The sequence below is a fragment of the Planctomicrobium stercoris genome, assembly GCF_051465655.1.
Taxonomy (GTDB): Bacteria; Planctomycetota; Planctomycetia; order Planctomycetales; family Planctomycetaceae; genus Planctomicrobium.
In genome coordinates, this window is the sequence record NZ_CP195791.1 from 431416 (window position 1) to 449195 (window position 17780).

The window sequence follows — 17780 nt, forward strand, 5'->3', positions numbered from 1 at the left end:
ATCAATTCAGTCCGAAATTAGTTCCGTCAGCGATCCAACAATCTGCCCCTGCAGATTCTCCCAGAGTGCGCCGATGGCAGCAACAAATTTCTGATTCACCTCCAGCTCGATGCCCGCATAGGTGCGGTCCGGAAATTCTTTTCGCAGAGCGGTGGTAAAGCCGTCGGAGGTGCCGCGGTACGGCAGATTGAAGTGAATTGCCTGCTGCGGAAGCAGCTGTTTAAGACGCTTTTTCCACGAAGTCGCGAGTCGTAATTCGAATTCCCGTGAGGGATCAAACAGCAGCCCGATGTCTGTGCGGCGGGTCTTTTCATTCATGACCGGTGTAAACGAATGGACCGACAGGTGCAGCGTCGGGCCCTGTTTCGTCATCTGTGTCAGTTGAGTGATCACCCGTTCGCGATACGGTCGATAGATTTCTTCGATCAGTTGCTGTTGGACGTCCGGTGTCAGCTGACGGCTGAATTCCGAGAAGATGCGAGGATGTCCGAGCGTGCGATTGAGTTCGATTAAGAGTCTCGAACGCGTTTCGTATTCAAGGGGGGCATGGAGTCTTCGGGCAATCCGCTTTGCCAGTTGAAGCGAGCCCGGGTCGTGTCCCCGATGAGAATTGAGTGCTGCCCGGGCGTCACGAAAGACAGACTTGAACTCGCGGGGAATCTGATTCCCCCCGTGTTCGCAGGTGACCAGCAACTGAGTCCGTTGGTCACGCATGAAACAGTTCGCCCTGTGCCAGGCAATCTGCAAGTCGACGATAAACACGCTGCAGCGATGTGCGATCTGTCTGTGTTGCGAGTGCGTTCAGAATTCGCTGAGCCAGGCACCCTTCGTTCAGAATCGTCTCGAGGGCAGGGCCATACTGGGGGGCGAAGCCGGCGTGCTGGGAACAGACTGTTTCGTAAAGCTTTCTCCACAGTTGATTCAGGGTGATCGAAGGGGTGTCGATTCCGAACTGGCGCAGATACAGCGGGTTTGCGATGACCCCATTCCCGGCATCGTCGATCGCCCGAATGAACGTCGGTTCGAGATCGTCGATGCTCAGCGACTGCTGTTCGGCTGAGGGGGTCCAGGTTTCCGCGATGAGAAGTTTCAGAACTTCTACGGTGAGGGCTGCAATTGCGAGATCGGCTTGCGGGCATTCCTGCAGATCGATCACACGGATTTCAATGGCTCCTCGCGAGAAGCGGGCGATCGCACCCCGGGCGTTGAGGAATTCGTCCCGCAGAACTTCGTCGGGATCATACGGAGCGATGTCCCGGAAAATCCGCTGAAAGATTTCGCGATCGTAGGTGGCCTGATCGAAGACCTGTTCGGGGATCACCCGGCCAGCGATGGAGGCGACTCCCTTGGAATTCTTTCGATAAACGTCGAGACGGGAATCGAGCTGGCCGGTCTGGAGACCGTCCTTGAAAGGGGAGCTGGCTGCCAGAGCAGGAAGCAGCGGCAGAATCAGACGAATGGCTGCGTGCAGCTTTCCAAACTCCACATCATTCGCGAACGGGAGATTGATGTGCATACTCTGCAGGTTGGCCCAGCCGTGACCTCGGCAATCGAAGATCTTGTCGAACGTCTCGTAGACGGTGTGATACTCATGCGGCCAGAGCTGCATCTCCCGCGCCGGGTCCATCCAGGGGTGCATGGCAGTGGGGAGCAGTCGGGCGTGAGCCGATACCAGCTGCCGGTTGATCTGATCGACATTCTGCTGGAACAGACCTGCGAGCGGAGCAAGCTCGCTGGCGGGTCCGTTGGTCTTCACCTCAACGACGTGATAGGTCAACTCATTCGACCAGGAGATGCCGCCGTGGTCGACGTCCGAGACGGGCTGTCCCTGCTCATCCCGCAGGACATGATCGGAGATGGGACGAACATCCAGCGACGTCGCGTCGACGATCATGTATTCAAGCTCGATGCCAAACGCTTCGAAGAGGTGGAGCATGGGGAGTTGAGGGTCGAGAGTCTAGTGTTGAGGGAATACTACCGAATGCCGTTGTTGGTCTCGTTCGAGGATTGAAGGCTAAAACATTTGTGAAGTTCTCACTGCTCACGTTCCCCAGAATCAACCCTGGATATGATCGCTTCCCAGATATCCCGCACAGAGAGCTCCTCAGCCCAGTCCGAGACCTGTTGCCGGTCAATCTGGTCCCCACTGATGTCTAACATTCCGGCAATATCCCGGAGATGTTTGTCGGAACCGCCTTCACGGTAATACAACAGTTTCCCGAGAATGATGTCTTCCGGATGTGCTGCAAAAACTGACCGAGCAGGAAGAATCGCAATCGGAAGTCTTCGACCGAGTTGTTGTTCACTCCAATCGTTGTCCCTGGGGATGATAAAGTCGATCTTGTTTCCGGTTGGCAGGTGAACGACGTTGAACCGACGGCGTTTGGTGACAGCTTCGTTTGCCGCCATCGCACTTACGTACCAGTCGGGGGGGAGGAATCGAGCACAAATGTCAGCAATCTGGTGAGTGGCGATTTCAGCGAGGATGTCGATGTCGTTTGTCATCCGGAATTCGCCGTATGCCATGCTGGCGTAGGATCCCACCAGGGCGTAGCGAATTCCAAGTTCATCCATCGCGTCAACCGCATAAGCCAGCACTTCAATTTGCTTCACCGAGCAACCTCCTGCGAACTTCGGCTGAAATTCGATCTTCATCCCAGTCAGGGTGCAGCGAGCGCAAGTGAGACACGACCATCGTCCTCGCATTTTCATGCATGTCCGAAGCTGCCTGAATTCTTTGCTGCGGAGTCATACGCCGTAAGACGTCCACAACTCTGGGATGTAAGAGTTCGACTCGAGACGGATGTAGAGTTCCGATACGTGGGGTTTGGGACATGATGAATCCGCTCGTCGGCTGTTTGATCTTTCCCAAAGCCCGTGGGCGGGGTCAAACCGTGACCGCTTATTTCCCGGCTTTCGCCTGTTCGATCCGTCTGAGGAATGACTCCATGACACGGCGGTACAGGTCGTCGCGGAGCACTTCATCCTCCACGCCGGTATCCATGTTGGGATTGTCGTTCACTTCGATGATGTAGAAGTTGCCGTCGGATTCTTTCACATCGACTCCGTACAGGCCGTCCCCGATGAGATTGGCTGCCTTGAGCGCCATCTGCACGGCTTTTCGCGGAGCCAGTTCGACAGGCAGCGTCTTGAAGTTGCCGTAGCGGTCATCCCCCTGTTTGGACCAGTGGATGATCTGCCAGTGATTGGGGGCCATGAAGTACTGACAGGCGAACAACGGCCGCTGGTCGAGGATTCCAATGCGCCAGTCGAAGGTCGTGGGCAGGAACTTCTGGGCGACGAGCATTTCGGACTGGGCGAAGAACTCCTTCAGCCGCAGCTGCAGCTCTTCTTCATTTTTGACCTTCACGACTCCCTGAGAAAAGGAGCTGTCGGGAAGTTTAATGACGCACGGGAAGCCGAGCTTCTCGGCGATTTCATGGGCGTTGTCCCGATGAACGACGAGTCCATCCGGCATCGGGATTTTATGCCGCTCCAGCAGTTCGGCGAGATAGACCTTGTTGGTGCAGCGGGCAATCGAGACGGGATCGTCGATCACGACGAGACCTTCGTTCGCGGCCCGGCGGGCGAAGCGGTACGTGTAGTGATTAATGCCCGTGGTTTGGCGGATAAAGAGAGCATCGAACTCCATCAGACGGCCGTAGTCGTCCTTGGTGATCAGTTCGCACCCCAGGCCCACCTGCTCGCCTGCTTTGATGAACTTCTTCAGCGCCCCTTCGTTGGACGGGCTGGCTTCGGTCTCCACCGGATCGTAAAGGATCGCAAGATCGAAACGCATCCGCTTGGGCTTGGGAGGAGAGCTGGTGGCCCCAGCGAAGTGCTTCTCAGCAGCGTCGATCATGAACATGCGGTGCATGTCGGGAACTTCGTTCGTTCCCAGAGCTTTGACGCTGCGGATCTGCCAGGTGCCATTGCGGACGAAACGGAACCGCAGCAGCGGAATCTGAAACATGTTGAACAGCTGCCGGCCCAGACGTTCATAGCGTTTGGCCATGTTGCGGCCGAAGTACACGCTGAGTTCAAATTCTTCGGACTGCAGCGGCTCCAGCGATTTCTGGATCAGGTCGTCGAGTTCATCACCGACGAAGCGGATCATGCTGGGGGTTTTGAGATCCTGCAGAGCAATGACGCCGGGCATGGGTTTGTGGCCGCGGGCTTCGGCGAGCAGGGAGACGTAGTAACCGGTGCTCTGGTATTTGAGAGAGCGGCACAGGTTGAAGAGTTTGACGTTTCTTCGGCTCGCGAATTCATCATCCGTCAGATACCGCCAGGCATCCACCAGTTCGACGTTCGGGATCTCCTCGGGCCAATCATTGACGTTATCGGTCACTATCAGTGCGGGCATGCCCCACAACTCCCTTTTGATTTCGAGGACGAATGATCAGCAGGTTCGCGTCATAAGTCACGATGCCGAGCATAATCGCGGAAAAGACGCGATCGATGTCCACAGCGTAGAGCCGGTCCTTGGCAAATGGATTTGCTTCCAGCGGATCGGCAATGAGCACGGTCCGCCGTTCCGGGTCGTAGCCGCACAGCACGACGAAGTGCCCTGCGGGGAACCCTCTGACATCATCCGCAATCACACTCCGACCGGGGGGTGGATTTTCGGGACAGTACTCCCGCATTTCCCCGTACAGGAATGTCGAACTGAGCCCGGTCAGGACGGGGATTCCCCGTTTGAGATAACGCCGGATCAGTTCGATCGTCAGCGTTCCCATGCGCAGCTTGCCCCCCAGTCGCAGAAACTCGATATAGGCGATGGTGGCGGTGTGCAGGCGCGGGGAAGGCTTCACTTCCATCTGGGCCTGCAGCTTCTCTTCCAGATTGACGTCCCGATCTTCACGGAACCAGGTGGGGTCGAAGACCTGCAGGTCGTAGGAATAGAGTTTCACGTCGTAGCCGTGGCGGAGTGCGTGGCACCCCAGAATCACAGCCAGCGTTCCTCCCTGTTCCAGCTGTCCCACTTCGTTCACGACGCTGTCGAGAGCGGCTTCGTCTCCATAATAACGATAGACCGCATGCAGGCAGGTCGGCCCGCAAGTGGAGTCGTTAGGTTGAGGAAGCATCTCGAGCCGAAGGCGGTTCATTCCGGTCGTCCGTGCGGAAGTCGAATCGCAGATTCTATTCCCCGCAGGGATTTCTGACAAACGCTCACACGCTGTGAATCCGCAGATTTTCTCCTACGAATTTTACAGCGGGTTTGTCAGGAAGTCGTTATCTGATTTGTGGGACGACCGAATTTCGGATACGGATCTGGATTTCACCGGCGCCCGGTTTCACCTCAATGAGGTCCAGGCAATCGACGATGACGTTCGCGTGGGTCAGCGCATCCGGCGAATTTGTTGAGGAAATGGCAACGACCTGAGCTCCGGCTGCCCGGGCGGACTGGATCCCAGCGGGCGCATCTTCGAGGACGAGGCAGCGGTCCGGGCGAAATCCCAACTGCTCAATCGCCTTGCGATAAGGTTCCGGGTCGGGCTTGCCGTTTTGAACGTCGTCCGCGGTGACGAATCGCTGGGGGATCGGCAAGAGGGTGTGATTCAGTCTGGTGGTGGCGGTGCGGCGCGTCCCGCTGGTGACAATCGCCCAGCGATCGGACGGCAAAACCGCGAGAATCCGATGGGCACCCGGAAACGCGACAAGACCCACCGTGTCGTCTGCTTCGACGCTTTCTTTCATCTCCGCTTCAGCGACAGCGTCCAGATGAGGGGCCACTTCCCGCATGGTCTGGACGGTGGGCCGGCCGTGGTGAGATCTGGCGATGAGGTCAAAACTGACTCCCCGCCGTTCGGCCCAGCGCTGCCAATGCCGCTCGGCGATCTGGTTCGAATCCACCAGGACACCATCCAGATCGAAGATCAACGCGTCGACGGAAAACAGGAGTGGAGGGCTCAAAATGGAGGGTTCCTGGGGGTGGGGAATCTTCAGTGCGGCGGGGCGGGAGGTGACAATATTCTACGATTGGTTCGTCAGGAAGATAGCGTGGAAGGCTCGAGAGCGGGCGGAGTCACCGACAGCGGTGTCGATTATTCCCGCAATCGCCACGGCACATACCAGGCAGCATCCAGTGCCGACCAGATGTGGATAATCCATCCCAGCCACAGCAGCCAGAGCAGGCCGGTGAGAACAAAGTGAATGAGTGCTGTAATAGGCCGCCCCTGGGCCAGCTGCCCCAGCCCTGGCAGAAAGAAACTGGCGATCGAGGCAATAATGTTGCCGGTCGAACCCTGTCCCATCCCGTCTTCCTTTCGCGTGCTCAAAGTTTCAGTTTGATCGCTCTGATGGCGGCGATCCTTGCTGAAATTTTCACAGCGGACAGTCAGACGTCTACTGGGAATCGCGAGGGAGCTGGGAAAACGCAGTGTTTTTTTGACACAGCAGGATTCAACCGAAGTGCTGCTGATCCGTTGAGTCAGGGCTTGAATTGCCGGCTACGCTTGATCAGGATCCGTTGAGGTGACGTCGTTCGACGAAGCCGGCCGATGAATCAGTCATCAATTCATGGAGAGACGCATGTTGGAATTTCTGGCTCACCTTGTGATCACCGCCGCCCTGCTGCTGATTGTGGCCCACTTCGTGAAGGGGGTTCAGGTCGGAGGCTGGGGGCCCGCGATCCTGGGCGCCCTGGTGCTCGGTCTGGTGAATGCGAGTGTCCGGTGGGTGTTGGTGATCCTGACGCTCCCCATCACAATCCTGACGCTGGGACTGTTCCTGCTGGTGGTGAACGCGCTGATGCTCTGGCTGGTGTCCGCGCTGGTCCCCGGCATGAAGATTCAAAAGTTCAGCGCAGCGTTCTTCGGCGCGCTTCTGCTTTCACTACTGAACCTGCTTGTCGAAATGATCATCGATTAAAAGAAGTCAGCCGCACATTTTCAGGTGCGGCTGACTTCGAGAGTGACGTTCAGTTCAAGGACGCTTTTTCGACGATCGTGTCGTCCGGGTCGACCCGTTTGGGGCCGAGCAGTTCCACGAGTTCCTCTCTGGAGACAATTTCTTTCTCGAGCAGGGCATCGGTGATTCGATCCAGCATCTCGCGGTTTTCTGCAAGGACATTGGTGGCTTGCGCCTGAGCGGCCAGCAGGATTTTCTGCATTTCTTCATCGATGATGAAGGCGGTCTGCTCGCTGTACTTGCGGGTTTCGTGCATCTCTTTTCCAAGGAACGGATGCTCTTCACCATCGCGGAAGGCGACCGGGCCGATCTTCTCGCTCATCCCCCAGGCGCTGACCATCCGGCGGGCAATCTGAGAGGCCCGTTTGAGATCGTCTTCAGCCCCAGCGGAGAACTCGTCGAAGACCAGCTTCTCAGCTGCGCGTCCCCCCAGCATCATCGCCAGCTGGGATCGCAGTCGGCTTTCTCCCATGTGGAAGCGTTCTTCTTCGGGCAGCAGCTGAGTGACACCGAGAGCACGGCCACGCGGAACGATGGTCACCTTGTGCACCGGATCCACTTCAGGCAGCAGCCAGGCCAGAAGCGCATGTCCCGCTTCGTGGTAGGCGGTCATGCGGCGTTCCTTGCGGGTCAGCACTTCTTCGCGAGGCACCCCCATCAGGATCTTGTCACGGGCTGATTCGAAGTCGGACAGGTTGACCTGATTCTTTCCTTCACGGGCCGCGGACAGGGCTGCCTCGTTGACGAGATTTTTCAGGTCTGCACCGGAGAATCCAATCGTGCTGTTGGCGATTTCTTCCAGGCGGACGTCGTCTCCCAGCGGGACCTTACGGACGTGGACCTTGAGAATTCCGAGTCGCCCGGCGCGGCTGGGCCGATCGATGGCGACATGCCGGTCAAATCGCCCGGGTCGCAGCAATGCTGGGTCGAGGACGTCCGGTCGGTTGGTGGCAGCGATGACGATGACCGCTTCGTTGGACTGGAAGCCGTCCATCTCGCTGAGGATCTGATTCAGCGTCTGCTCGCGTTCATCGTGCCCGCCGCCGACTCCCGCACCCCGGATCCGGCCGACAGCATCGATTTCGTCGATGAACAGAATGCAGGGAGAGTTCTCCTTGGCGGTACGGAACATGTCGCGCACACGGCTGGCCCCCACTCCCACAAACATCTGAATGAACTCGGACCCGTTGATCGAATAAAACGGAACCTGTGCCTCACCGGCAACGGCTCGGGAGAGAAGGGTTTTTCCTGTTCCCGGCGGTCCGGACAGCAGGACTCCCTTGGGGATCTCCGCTCCCAATCGCTGGAACTTGGCGGGCTCCTTCAGGAACTCGACCACTTCTTCGAGTTCACGCTTGGCGTTTTCCATCCCGGCCACGTCTTTGAACGTGGTGGACTGATCGCTGGGGCGGAAGCGTTTGGCCTGGCTGCGGACAAAGTTCCCGAACATTCCCGAATTCATCGGGTCAGAAGATCGCCGCATGGCGAAGAGCAGGAACAGCGTGAGCAGCACCAACGGGAGCAGGTAGATCATCGACTGCATCAACAGCATGCCGATGTCGTCATGGACCGCAGTGAATTTGACTCCGTTTTCCTGCAGGAGGCGGGTCAGATAGCCATCTTCCTGAACAGGGATTTCGGTTTCGAATTGATCGGAGAATCGGGCCGGTTTGGGTTCAGCCAGAGGTTTTGTTTCGCCGGGTTCCGGGTTCCCGGGGAGTTCGACCCGTTTTTCGTCGAGGTATTTCTGCCAGTCCTCCTGGGCACGTTTGACGTCAACCCACTTTCCGCGGATCGAAAGCGTATACAGGCTGGCGGATTTGACGTTCTTTGCCTGCACCTGCTCGAGGAAGAACGCGTAATCCACCGCTGTGCGATTGGCTGCGAAGAGCCATTGCAGAACGATGATCGCGAAGATGCCTACGAACATCAGCGTGATGAAGTAGGGGAATCCGGCCTTGGCACCGGTTTTGTCTGACCCGTCATCGTCAGACTGAGTCTTCTTTGGCTTCTGGACTTCCGCCATGCACTTGCTCGTTGAGTGTTTCAGCCGCAGTCAGGAATGAGACGTTCCCGGGCCGCGTGATTGCGATCTCCCCGGCCGTCTCAAACTGCCTCACGGAGAGTCGAATGAATACTGACTCTTTCCCTGTCAGGAAGAAGAAATCATTGAAGGAACCCTACACGACGCCATCACTTCTGGCAATTCTCCACCCGGAAAAGTTACTTCGATTCCCGGAGGCAGAAAGGGCTTGATCGGCAATTCCGGACGTGCTGCCGGAGCGGGAAACACCGTTGATTCCGGACACGATGCGCAACCGCATCCTCTTGAATTGAAACGCTTTCGTCTCACGCTCCGAGGATCAACAGATGCTGCAGCAGACGCTGAATGAACGATTCGACAACTGGAATGAGGACCTTTCGATTGATGTGGAAAATCGACTGGTCCTGAACGTCGCACTCGCTGGACAGTCCTCCCGCAACGGTTACCGGTATACCGATGAAGCCCTGCTCGCGGCGGCGGGTCTGTACGAAGGGAAACCGGTCTTTCTGGACCATGCTCCCTGTCGGCAGCGGCCGCAGGAACGGAGCACGCGTGACCTTGTCGGGTCAATCACCAACCCCCGGTTTGTCGCTGGTCGCATCCGGGGAGACATCCGGGTGCTGGAGACTGAATCGGGCCAGACATTCCTGAAGCTGGTGGAGTCGAAGACCCCCGGTGTCGGGATGTCGCACGTTGTTGTGGCGGAGCGGACACCCGATGGCAAGACCGTTCTGCGGATCGCCGAGGTGCTGTCAGTCGACGTGGTCGTGAATCCTGCGACGACCAGCACGTTCTCGGAATCGAATTCCTCCAGCTACGCACTCGACGCAGCCGAGGAGCACGAACGCCTGCGTCTGGAATATGAAAACCTGCAGGCTGAAGTCCGTCAGTTGCGTCAGCGACTTGCGGACTGGGCTGACCGGGATGCTGTCCGGCAGCTGATTGCGAGTTCCGGCCTGCCTCAGGAGGCGGTCAGCGAATGCTTTCATCGACAGCTGATGAATGCCGGCACTCCAGCTCTTCGTCAGCAGCTTCTGCAGGACCGGGCAACGTTACTCGCGGCTGGACGTCGCGACCCGCTCCGGGTGGCCAGTCAGGAACGGGCTCCAGTCTCGTCCCGCAACACCCGTGAAGATGAATTCGTCCGTGTGCTCAAGCGGCGATGAAGACGTCTCACAAACGCCCGACATCGTCCAGAGACAATTGAAATGCAATTCACCACGGAGGCACGGAGACACTGAGAAGGAAGGGAACCGCGTGTGCAGAGAATTGTGCGAATGTGTTCGCGGCCATAACCCGAGCATCCCGTCCCGACTCTTCTGCTTTTCTGTGTTCAAGATCCTGTCTGGCTTTCACGGGAGGGACACTGAAAGGAATTCGCATGATTCGCGGTTTTGAGATCCTCTGTGTCTCCGTGCCTCTCTGTGGTGAGTTTTCAAGTCGGTCCCGACCGCAAGAAGACTGTGCGGAATGAATTTGCTTTGGTCGCGTGCCAGTCCCCTGCTCTTTCTCTGTTTTCACCCCCTTTTGAAAGGTCTCTGATGAACAAACTTCGCTTCCGTTCCGGCCAGGTTCACCTCCGCAAAGTTCGTGTGGACTCGGAGACCGTCATTGAGGCGGGCGATCTCGTCTGGCTCGACACTGATGACGCCAAGCCTGCTTCCTCATTCACCTGGACCACCAATCTGGCAACCACGCAGGGCAACTTTGCAGCCAAGTTCCTGGGCGTTGCCCATCAGCCGAGCGCAGCTGGCGAGACCGCGGCGATCTCCGTCGACGTCAGTCCGGACAGCGTCTACGAGTTCGACGTTGCTTCGGCGACCTATGAACTGGGGACTCCGCTGGGGCCTGATGAGGGGAGCAGCTCGCTGCAGAACAAGCAGCTGGAAACGTGTATCGCGACGTCTGCAATCGCCCGGGCCAGCGAGTTCACGACCTCGTCCAGCAGCACGCTGCGAGTGACATTCGCATCGGCGTTTCACACCGCCAGTGCGAACGCCAACGCATCGATCGGCTAGCAGCCTGTTGAAAAAAGCACAGACAGAAATGTCTGTGCCACCAGATACTGCTGATTCATTGAGAAAAGTGGGCCAGACATTTCTGTCTGGCTGATATCGCCCATTTTTCAACAGGCTGTTAGCCACAGCGACGGCGGGTATCTCAATCCCGGCTCGGCAACTGCTGAGCCACCGACTGTGCGCAGTCCTCTTCATCTCAAACATCCCTCACATTAAGGCTTTCTCTATGCACGGAACTTCACTGAAAACGCTGATCGAATCACATGGTCCGGCCGGCTTTTATCATCAGGTCGTTGAGTTGCTCAACGAAAAGAAATTGACCCCGGATGACTTCTCGTATTATGAACTGGCGGATGCTTGTGGTGTGCTTCCCCGTCTCCGCACGCTGCAGCAGTCGTCTGTGTTCGACCGCCCGCTGAGCACACCCGATGCGATGTCTCACCTGTTGCAGGAATCGAATCCGGGGGTCGGCACTCACCTGTTTCAGGTCGTCACCGGAGAACTGATTGGCCGGAAGGTGATCGAAGGTTACGAAGACGATGCGGGTTTCATTGGTGACCGCCTGGTGACCGTGATTCCGAGCCGTTTCCGCAACACGAAGATTGCCGGCTTCCGCGCACTGGCGGGGCCGACGGAAGTTGCGGAAGGCCACTCGTACGAGGAATCGACCTTCGAGGAGAAGTTTGTCACTTCTCAGGAATCCAAACAGGGCCGAATCCTCAGCATCAACGAAGAACTGATCGCGTTCGACCAGACCGGGGAGATTCACCGTCGGGCGATGGCGCTGGGTTATTACCTGCGGCAGGAACGGGAACGCACGATTGTTCGTGCTGTGACCGACGCGGACGCCAGTAGCGGAAAGTACGTGTATCGCCCCTCCGGCACGGGCCAGGCGCTGTATGCCTCGAACGGTTCCAATCGAAACTATGTGGGAAGCGGTAACACGACGTCCACGTCGTTCAATGCCGCGATTGCACTGGTCGACTGGACGGATATCGAACAGGTCCTTCACTATCGGGCGACCGAGGTGCGGGACGACCGGATCGACGGCCAGCAGCGGCCGATTGTCGCTCCGGCCCGGCAGATTCTGGTTTCAGAAAAGCTGCGGGGAACCGCACGCAGCATCGTGCAGTCGACGGAGATTCAACTTTCCTCGGATGCCGGTGACGCACGGGTCGCCAATCCCGTTCACAATCTGCTGGAAGTCCTCAGCTCTCCCTTCATCGACGAGCAGGGGGGATCGGCAGTCACCACCTGGTATCTGGGTGACTTCCGTCGTCAGTTCCTCTGGACTGAGATCTGGCCGGTCCAGACGTTCCTGCAGCGATCGGAAGGGTCTTCGGCTTTTGATCGCGACGTGGTGCTGCGAGTGAAGGCTCGTTACTTCGGTGGGGTGAGTGCGGTGGATACGGCGTTTGTGACACGGGTTGCAGGCGCATAGTTCGGAGCCGAAGCATCCGCTTTCCGGGTTGTGAAAACCCTTCGACTTTTTTCAACAAGAGTCCCACTTTCGGGTGGGGCTCTTGTTTGTTTTTGATTTGAACTGGTAGGATGGCGTTCCTGCATTCGCAGTCAGATCTCCAGTATTGGCAACTTTGGGCCCGATTGCCGCATATGCTGACCGACGGCCGCCAGCGTTCTTTTCTTGACTCCCAGGTGCTCTCTCGCCTGGCTGCGATCCCCCTGTTTTCCAGAAGATCGATGCTGGGGAACGTCTCGGGGATTCATCAAAGCCCTCACCGTGGAGCCAGCGTCGAATTCGCAGAGTATCGCCGCTACGTCCCGGGGGACGACCTGCGCCGCCTGGACTGGCGTGCTTATGGCCGCTCCGATCGCTTTTATGTCAAAGAGTTTGAAGCCGATACCAATTTACGGTGTTGCCTCATTCTCGACACCAGCGGGTCGATGAACTTCGGCTCGACCGGAATTTCGAAGATCCAGTATGCCCAGCGTCTGGCAGGATCGCTGGCCTACCTGTGCGTGCAGCAGGGGGATGCTGTCGGACTGACGTGTGTCGCGGACAAGATCGTCAAGACAGTCCCGGCCCGCAGAACCCCTTCGCATTTGCGGGTCATGTTCGATTTGCTGGAACAGGTCCATCCGCAGGGAGATACACAGCTGGTCTCCCGCCTGCACGAGCTCGCGGAATCGATCCGACAACGAGCCCTGGTCGTGATCATCTCCGATTTCTTCGTGAACCCCGCTGAACTGCGAACCGCATTTGAACACCTGCGTTTTCGCAAGCACGACGTCGCGCTGTTCCATCTGCTCGACCCGCTGGAACTGGAGTTCCGCTTTCAACGACCGATGCGATTTCTCGATATGGAGGGGGGACCTTCCATATTCGCTGAACCGAATGAGATTTTTGATCGTTATCAATCCGCACTGGAACAGTATCTCAGTGGGATGAAGCAGGTGACATTGGAAACCGCGGTCGATTATCAACGAATCCGGCTTGATGAAGACTATGAGCAGGTGCTGGTGAAGTTTCTCGTCGCCCGGGCGAAATCGCGGGGGGGCCGATGAACTTCCTGCAGCCGTGGATGCTCTATGCCCTGCCGTTGATCGCCCTGCCGATCATCATTCACCTGATCAATCAACGGCGGTACAGGACCATTCAGTGGGCTGCGATGATGTTCCTGCTGGCAGCCAATCGCATGTCCCGCGGATACGCACGCATCCGGCAATGGCTGATTCTGGCAGCCCGCACTCTCGCGGTCGCTGGACTCATTTTTGCCGTCAGTCGGCCTCTCACGAGCGGCTGGCTCTCGCTGGCTGGCAGCGGTCGCCCCGACACCACGCTCATTCTGGTGGATCGCTCTCCCAGCATGCAGCAGCAAGGGGCAGGAGGGCGGTCCAAACTCGTTTCAGGTCTCGAGAAGCTGACGCAGTCGCTGGGGCTGATCGGGTCTCAGCGATGGGTTCTGGTCGACAGTGCGAACCCGGCACCGGTGGAATTTCTCGAACTGAAAGAACTTCCTGATCTCGTCCAGTCGGCAGGGGTCAGTTCTTCTTCTGATCTTCCGGCGATGCTGCAGGCGGCTTTGACATACCTGCAGGAGAATCGTCCCGGGCGGAGTGAAATCTGGATCTGTTCGGACGTGCGACAGAACGACTGGGATGCGGAAAGCGGACGCTGGTCCGCGCTGCGTGACGCCTTTCTGGCGATGCCACAACCTGTTCGCATCCATCTGCTTTCGTACTCGGAATCGGCTCCTCAGAACAGATCGATCCGTGTCACGGAAGTCCGTCGGCTGGAAAACACGACAGGCGCGGAACTGCTGGTCTCTCTTCAAGTCGCTCAGGATCAAGTGAGCGACGAAACCGTCACAGTCCCCGTTCAGTTCGAGATTGACGGGTCGCGCTCGGAGGTGTCGCTCGAGCTGCGGGGAAAGGAAACAGATCTCCAGAGCCATTCAATTTCCCTCAACGAAAATCAGGTGCGGGGCTGGGGACGCGTTTCGATTCCAGCGGATGTGAATCTGTCCGACAACCAGTTCTATTTTGTTTACGACCGCCCGGTGCCGCGAAAGACGATCATCGTCTGTGACGATCCTGAAGCTGCACATCCATTGCAGCTGGCAGCCGCCATCAGTCCGGAAGCGGGACTGAAGACCGAAGTCGAAACGCTGAAGCCGGAGGAACTCGCGGGGACAGAATGGGAGACCGCGTCACTGGTGCTGTGGCAGGCCGATCTTCCGGAAGGGGCAGTGGCTGAACAGCTGCAGACGTACGCCGGGCACGGAGGCCAGCTCATCTTCTTTCCGCCCGAAGACCCGTCGGAGACCGCGTTTGCCGGTGTCAGCTGGGGCGACTGGAAAGCACTGGAATCGCCGACTGCCGTGGCGACGTGGGTCGGTGATCAGGATCTCCTCGCCCGGACCAAAAGCGGAACAGCGTTGCCGGTCGGACAACTGCAGGTCAACAGGACCTGTGAGCTGATTGGAGATGTGATTCCGCTGGCTCAGCTTCAGGGCAATGAACCCCTTCTGGCCCGTGCGGTGACAACCCATCGCGGCATCTCGTTCTGCACGACCACTGCTGCTGCATCGGATTCCTCTCTCGCCCGGGATGGCGTCGTTTTCTACATCATGATTCAGCGGGCGCTGGCTGCCGGTGCGTCTTCTCAGGGATCAGCAAGACAGCTGATCGCGGGTCAGCTTTCAGGAGAGGAGACATCGGACTGGCAGCAGCTTGCCGGAAGCGAAGATGCCCTTTCCTCCACCTATGCACAGCAGGCCGGTGTGTATCAGGATGGGGACCGGCTCATGGCTGTGAATCGCAGCCAGGCGGAAGATGGATTGAAGATCGTCTCTGGCGAACAAGTTGTCGAGCTCTTCAAAGGTCTCGATTTCAACCGCATCGACGAGCAGATCGGGCGAGGAAATCCGTTGCTGGCGGAAGTCTGGCGTTTCTTCCTGATGGTGATGATGGCATCCCTGCTGCTGGAAGCGTTCCTGTGCATCCCACGGTCGGGCACAGCGACATCTGCTGCAGAATCAAAAGGGCATCGTGGATTTCCTTCGACGCAGGGAGTCCCGGCATGACCGCCAATCGCGCGCTCGTCTTCATGAGTGATCCCGTCACGTTGACGATCTCCGTGGCTGTGGTCCTTATCGCCTTGGGAGTCAGTTACTACAGCTGGCGGCGGGGCGGTTTCAATCGCAAACACGGACTGCAGGAACTGCTCCGCGTATTCATCATCGCCGCTGTGGCGGTGCTGCTGAACCAGCCTGAATGGATTGAAGAGTTTCGCCCTGAAGAGCGGCCTGTGGTCGCCATTCTCTGGGACTCGTCGACGAGCATGGAGACCCGCGACGTCGTTGAAAAGGGAGGCCCGGAATCCGCTGGAAGCGATGCCACCAAACAGGCACAGACTCGGGCGGAGTCGATCCGTGCGCTCCTCGAGCCGGATGCGTGGACGCAGCTGGCCGATCGGATGAATGTCCTGATTGAGCCGCTGCAGGCTGACGATTCGGGGACCGGGACCGATCTGTACACCCCGCTGGCGGAAGCGCCGGCAAGGCTCAAAAATCTCCTCGGGGTCGTTCTCCTTTCAGATGGAGACTGGAACGTCGGCAAGCCTCCGGCGGAGGCGGCGACGCAGCTGCGAGTGAAAGGAATTCCCGTTTTCACCGTGCCGACCGGAAGTGCGAGCCGACTTCCTGATGTCGAGCTGGTGAACGTCGATCTGCCGACGTTCGGCATCGCCGGCAAAGTGGTGCGGGTCCCATTCACCATCGAAAGTGCATTGCCCCGCGAGTACCTGACAACCGTCACCCTGAAAACCTCCGACGGCGAAACCCTGACCAAGGATGTCCGGATTGCAGCCATGGGGCGAACCAGTGATTCGATCGCCTGGAAGCCATCCGCCACCGGAGACTTCACGGTCACGATCGAAGTTCCGAAGCATGCGGATGAGTCGATCGTCGACAACAATTCGAAGACCGCGCCGATCGCAATCCGGCAGGAAAAGCTGAACGTCCTGATCGTGGAATCGGTGCCACGCTGGGAGTATCGCTATCTTCGAAACGCCTTATCCCGGGATCCGGGAGTGAACGTCTCCTGCCTGCTGTTTCATCCCGGACTGAACAAGGCAGGGGGAGGCTCGCAGGATTACATCAAAGCGTTTCCTGCCAGTATCGAAGAACTGGCGCAGTACGATGTGGTCTTTCTCGGGGATGTGGGAGTTGAGCCGGGACAGTTGACGGAAGAACAATGTCGACTGCTCAAAGGGCTGGTGGAACACCAGGCCAGCGGACTGGTGTTCATTCCCGGCCTGCAGGGAAGGCAGATGAGTCTGCTGGGAACGGAGCTGAACGATCTGTGTCCGGTGATTCTCGATGAAAGTCAGCCGGAGGGATGGGGGTCACGGGTCCCTTCGCCGTTCGAACTCACCGAGCGGGGCCGAGGGAGTCTGCTGACCAAGCTGGCGGATACTCAGGAAGAAAACATGCAGGTCTGGGAAGATCTCCCGGGATTTCAATGGCATGCTGCCGTCATTCGTGCCAAAGCAGGGAGCGAAGTTCTGGCCGTTCACCGGGATGTGGTGAATGAACATGGCCGATTGCCGCTGCTGGCCACTCGAACGTTCGGGGCGGGCAAGGTTCTCTTCATGGGGACCGATGCTGCCTGGCGATGGCGCAAGGGGGTCGAAGACAAGTACCACTACCGCTTCTGGGGGCAGGTCGTGAGGTGGATGGCGTATCAGCGGAACATGGCCAAGGGGGAAACGATGCGGCTGTTCTATACGCCGGATCAGCCTCAGATCCGTCAGACCATGGCGCTGCACGCGCACGTCATGAGTCCCGGCGGAGAACCACTGACTCAAGGAGATGTCGTGGCCCGGATTCAGGCCCCGTCCGGAAAAGTCGAGACCGTTCGCTTTCAGTCGGAAGGGGATGAATGGGGAGTTTTCCACAGCCGTTTCAGTCCACAGGAGAGCGGTCAGTATCAGTTGCAGCTCGCCTGTAAGCAGACGTCTGGAACGCTCGCGACGACGTTTTTCGTGCAGGGCGATGCTCTGGAACAGGTGGGCAAACCGGCTCGCCCCGAGGTTCTGGAAGAGATTGCACGCGTGACACAGGGGCGAACGGTTCAGGCGAGTGAACTGCCGCAACTCCTGCAGTCGCTGGCAGATCTTCCACTTCCTCCACCATCCATCCGGCGGCTGCAATTGTGGAGTCATCCGTTCTGTGCGAGTTTGTTGATTCTGTTCCTGGCGGGCTTTTGGATCTGGAGAAAGGCGACCGGGCTGATGTAAAATCCGGGCTGCTGATCGAGTTTCTTCGCATTACCACATCTGG

At 58.0% G+C, this 17780-nt stretch carries 16 protein-coding genes; 7 read left to right on the forward strand and 9 right to left on the reverse strand.

Going from position 1 to position 17780, the window contains the following annotated elements; genetic code table 11:
* Positions 1-6: 6 nt before the first annotated feature.
* The 8 genes from SH661x_RS01740 to SH661x_RS01775 all read right to left on the reverse strand — a co-directional run bounded on the left by SH661x_RS01740 (position 7) and on the right by SH661x_RS01775 (position 6257).
* Positions 7-714 (reverse strand): N-formylglutamate amidohydrolase, encoded by a 708-nt coding sequence (locus tag SH661x_RS01740; protein WP_437227435.1) that lies wholly within the window; start codon positions 712-714, stop codon positions 7-9.
* On the reverse strand, positions 707-1936 hold the full coding sequence (locus SH661x_RS01745) for a glutamate-cysteine ligase family protein (RefSeq protein ID WP_437227437.1): 1230 nt from the start codon (positions 1934-1936) through the stop codon (positions 707-709). Before SH661x_RS01745 ends, SH661x_RS01740 begins: the two co-directional genes overlap by 8 nt.
* Before the next feature lie 98 nt (positions 1937-2034).
* On the reverse strand, positions 2035-2613 hold the full coding sequence (locus tag SH661x_RS01750) for a hypothetical protein (RefSeq protein ID WP_437227439.1): 579 nt from the start codon (positions 2611-2613) through the stop codon (positions 2035-2037).
* Positions 2600-2836 carry a hypothetical protein gene (locus tag SH661x_RS01755; RefSeq protein WP_437227441.1) on the reverse strand — a complete coding sequence of 79 codons (237 nt, stop codon included), beginning with the start codon at positions 2834-2836 and terminating at the stop codon, positions 2600-2602. The genes SH661x_RS01750 and SH661x_RS01755 overlap by 14 nt, the downstream gene beginning before the upstream one ends.
* A 66-nt stretch (positions 2837-2902) precedes the next feature.
* A complete protein-coding gene (locus tag SH661x_RS01760; RefSeq protein WP_437227443.1) occupies positions 2903-4366 on the reverse strand; it encodes a RimK family protein in 1464 nt (487 codons plus the stop codon).
* Entirely contained in the window at positions 4341-5108 is a 768-nt protein-coding gene (locus SH661x_RS01765) for a C39 family peptidase (protein WP_437227445.1), read from the reverse strand. The genes SH661x_RS01760 and SH661x_RS01765 overlap by 26 nt, the downstream gene beginning before the upstream one ends.
* Before the next feature lie 127 nt (positions 5109-5235).
* A complete protein-coding gene (locus tag SH661x_RS01770; RefSeq protein WP_437227447.1) occupies positions 5236-5916 on the reverse strand; it encodes an HAD-IA family hydrolase in 681 nt (226 codons plus the stop codon).
* Between the two features lie 131 nt (positions 5917-6047).
* Entirely contained in the window at positions 6048-6257 is a 210-nt protein-coding gene (locus tag SH661x_RS01775) for a hypothetical protein (RefSeq protein WP_437227449.1), read from the reverse strand.
* A 277-nt stretch (positions 6258-6534) separates the two neighbouring features.
* Between SH661x_RS01775 and SH661x_RS01780 the strand changes: the two genes are divergently transcribed.
* Positions 6535-6873 carry a phage holin family protein gene (locus SH661x_RS01780; protein WP_437227451.1) on the forward strand — a complete coding sequence of 113 codons (339 nt, stop codon included), beginning with the start codon at positions 6535-6537 and terminating at the stop codon, positions 6871-6873.
* A 49-nt stretch (positions 6874-6922) separates the two neighbouring features.
* Here the strand turns inward: SH661x_RS01780 and ftsH are convergent, their stop codons facing one another.
* Complete coding sequence (ftsH, locus tag SH661x_RS01785) at positions 6923-8938, reverse strand: ATP-dependent zinc metalloprotease FtsH (protein WP_437227453.1); 2016 nt, start codon at positions 8936-8938, stop codon at positions 6923-6925.
* Positions 8939-9282: 344 nt separating this feature from the next.
* Here ftsH and SH661x_RS01790 point away from each other — a divergent pair, with 344 nt between their 5' ends.
* The 6 genes from SH661x_RS01790 to SH661x_RS01815 all read left to right on the forward strand — a co-directional run bounded on the left by SH661x_RS01790 (position 9283) and on the right by SH661x_RS01815 (position 17737).
* On the forward strand, positions 9283-10122 hold the full coding sequence (locus SH661x_RS01790) for a hypothetical protein (RefSeq protein WP_437227455.1): 840 nt from the start codon (positions 9283-9285) through the stop codon (positions 10120-10122).
* Between the two features lie 375 nt (positions 10123-10497).
* Positions 10498-10974, forward strand: a complete 477-nt coding sequence (locus SH661x_RS01795) for a hypothetical protein (RefSeq protein ID WP_437227457.1) — start codon at positions 10498-10500, stop codon at positions 10972-10974.
* Positions 10975-11200: 226 nt separating this feature from the next.
* Positions 11201-12415, forward strand: a complete 1215-nt coding sequence (locus SH661x_RS01800; RefSeq protein WP_437227459.1) for a phage major capsid protein — start codon at positions 11201-11203, stop codon at positions 12413-12415.
* A gap of 173 nt (positions 12416-12588) precedes the next feature.
* Complete coding sequence (locus SH661x_RS01805) at positions 12589-13500, forward strand: DUF58 domain-containing protein (protein WP_437231161.1); 912 nt, start codon at positions 12589-12591, stop codon at positions 13498-13500.
* Entirely contained in the window at positions 13497-15521 is a 2025-nt protein-coding gene (locus SH661x_RS01810; protein ID WP_437227461.1) for a BatA domain-containing protein, read from the forward strand. Before SH661x_RS01805 ends, SH661x_RS01810 begins: the two co-directional genes overlap by 4 nt.
* On the forward strand, positions 15518-17737 hold the full coding sequence (locus tag SH661x_RS01815) for a hypothetical protein (protein WP_437227463.1): 2220 nt from the start codon (positions 15518-15520) through the stop codon (positions 17735-17737). Before SH661x_RS01810 ends, SH661x_RS01815 begins: the two co-directional genes overlap by 4 nt.
* Positions 17738-17780: the final 43 nt, after the last annotated feature.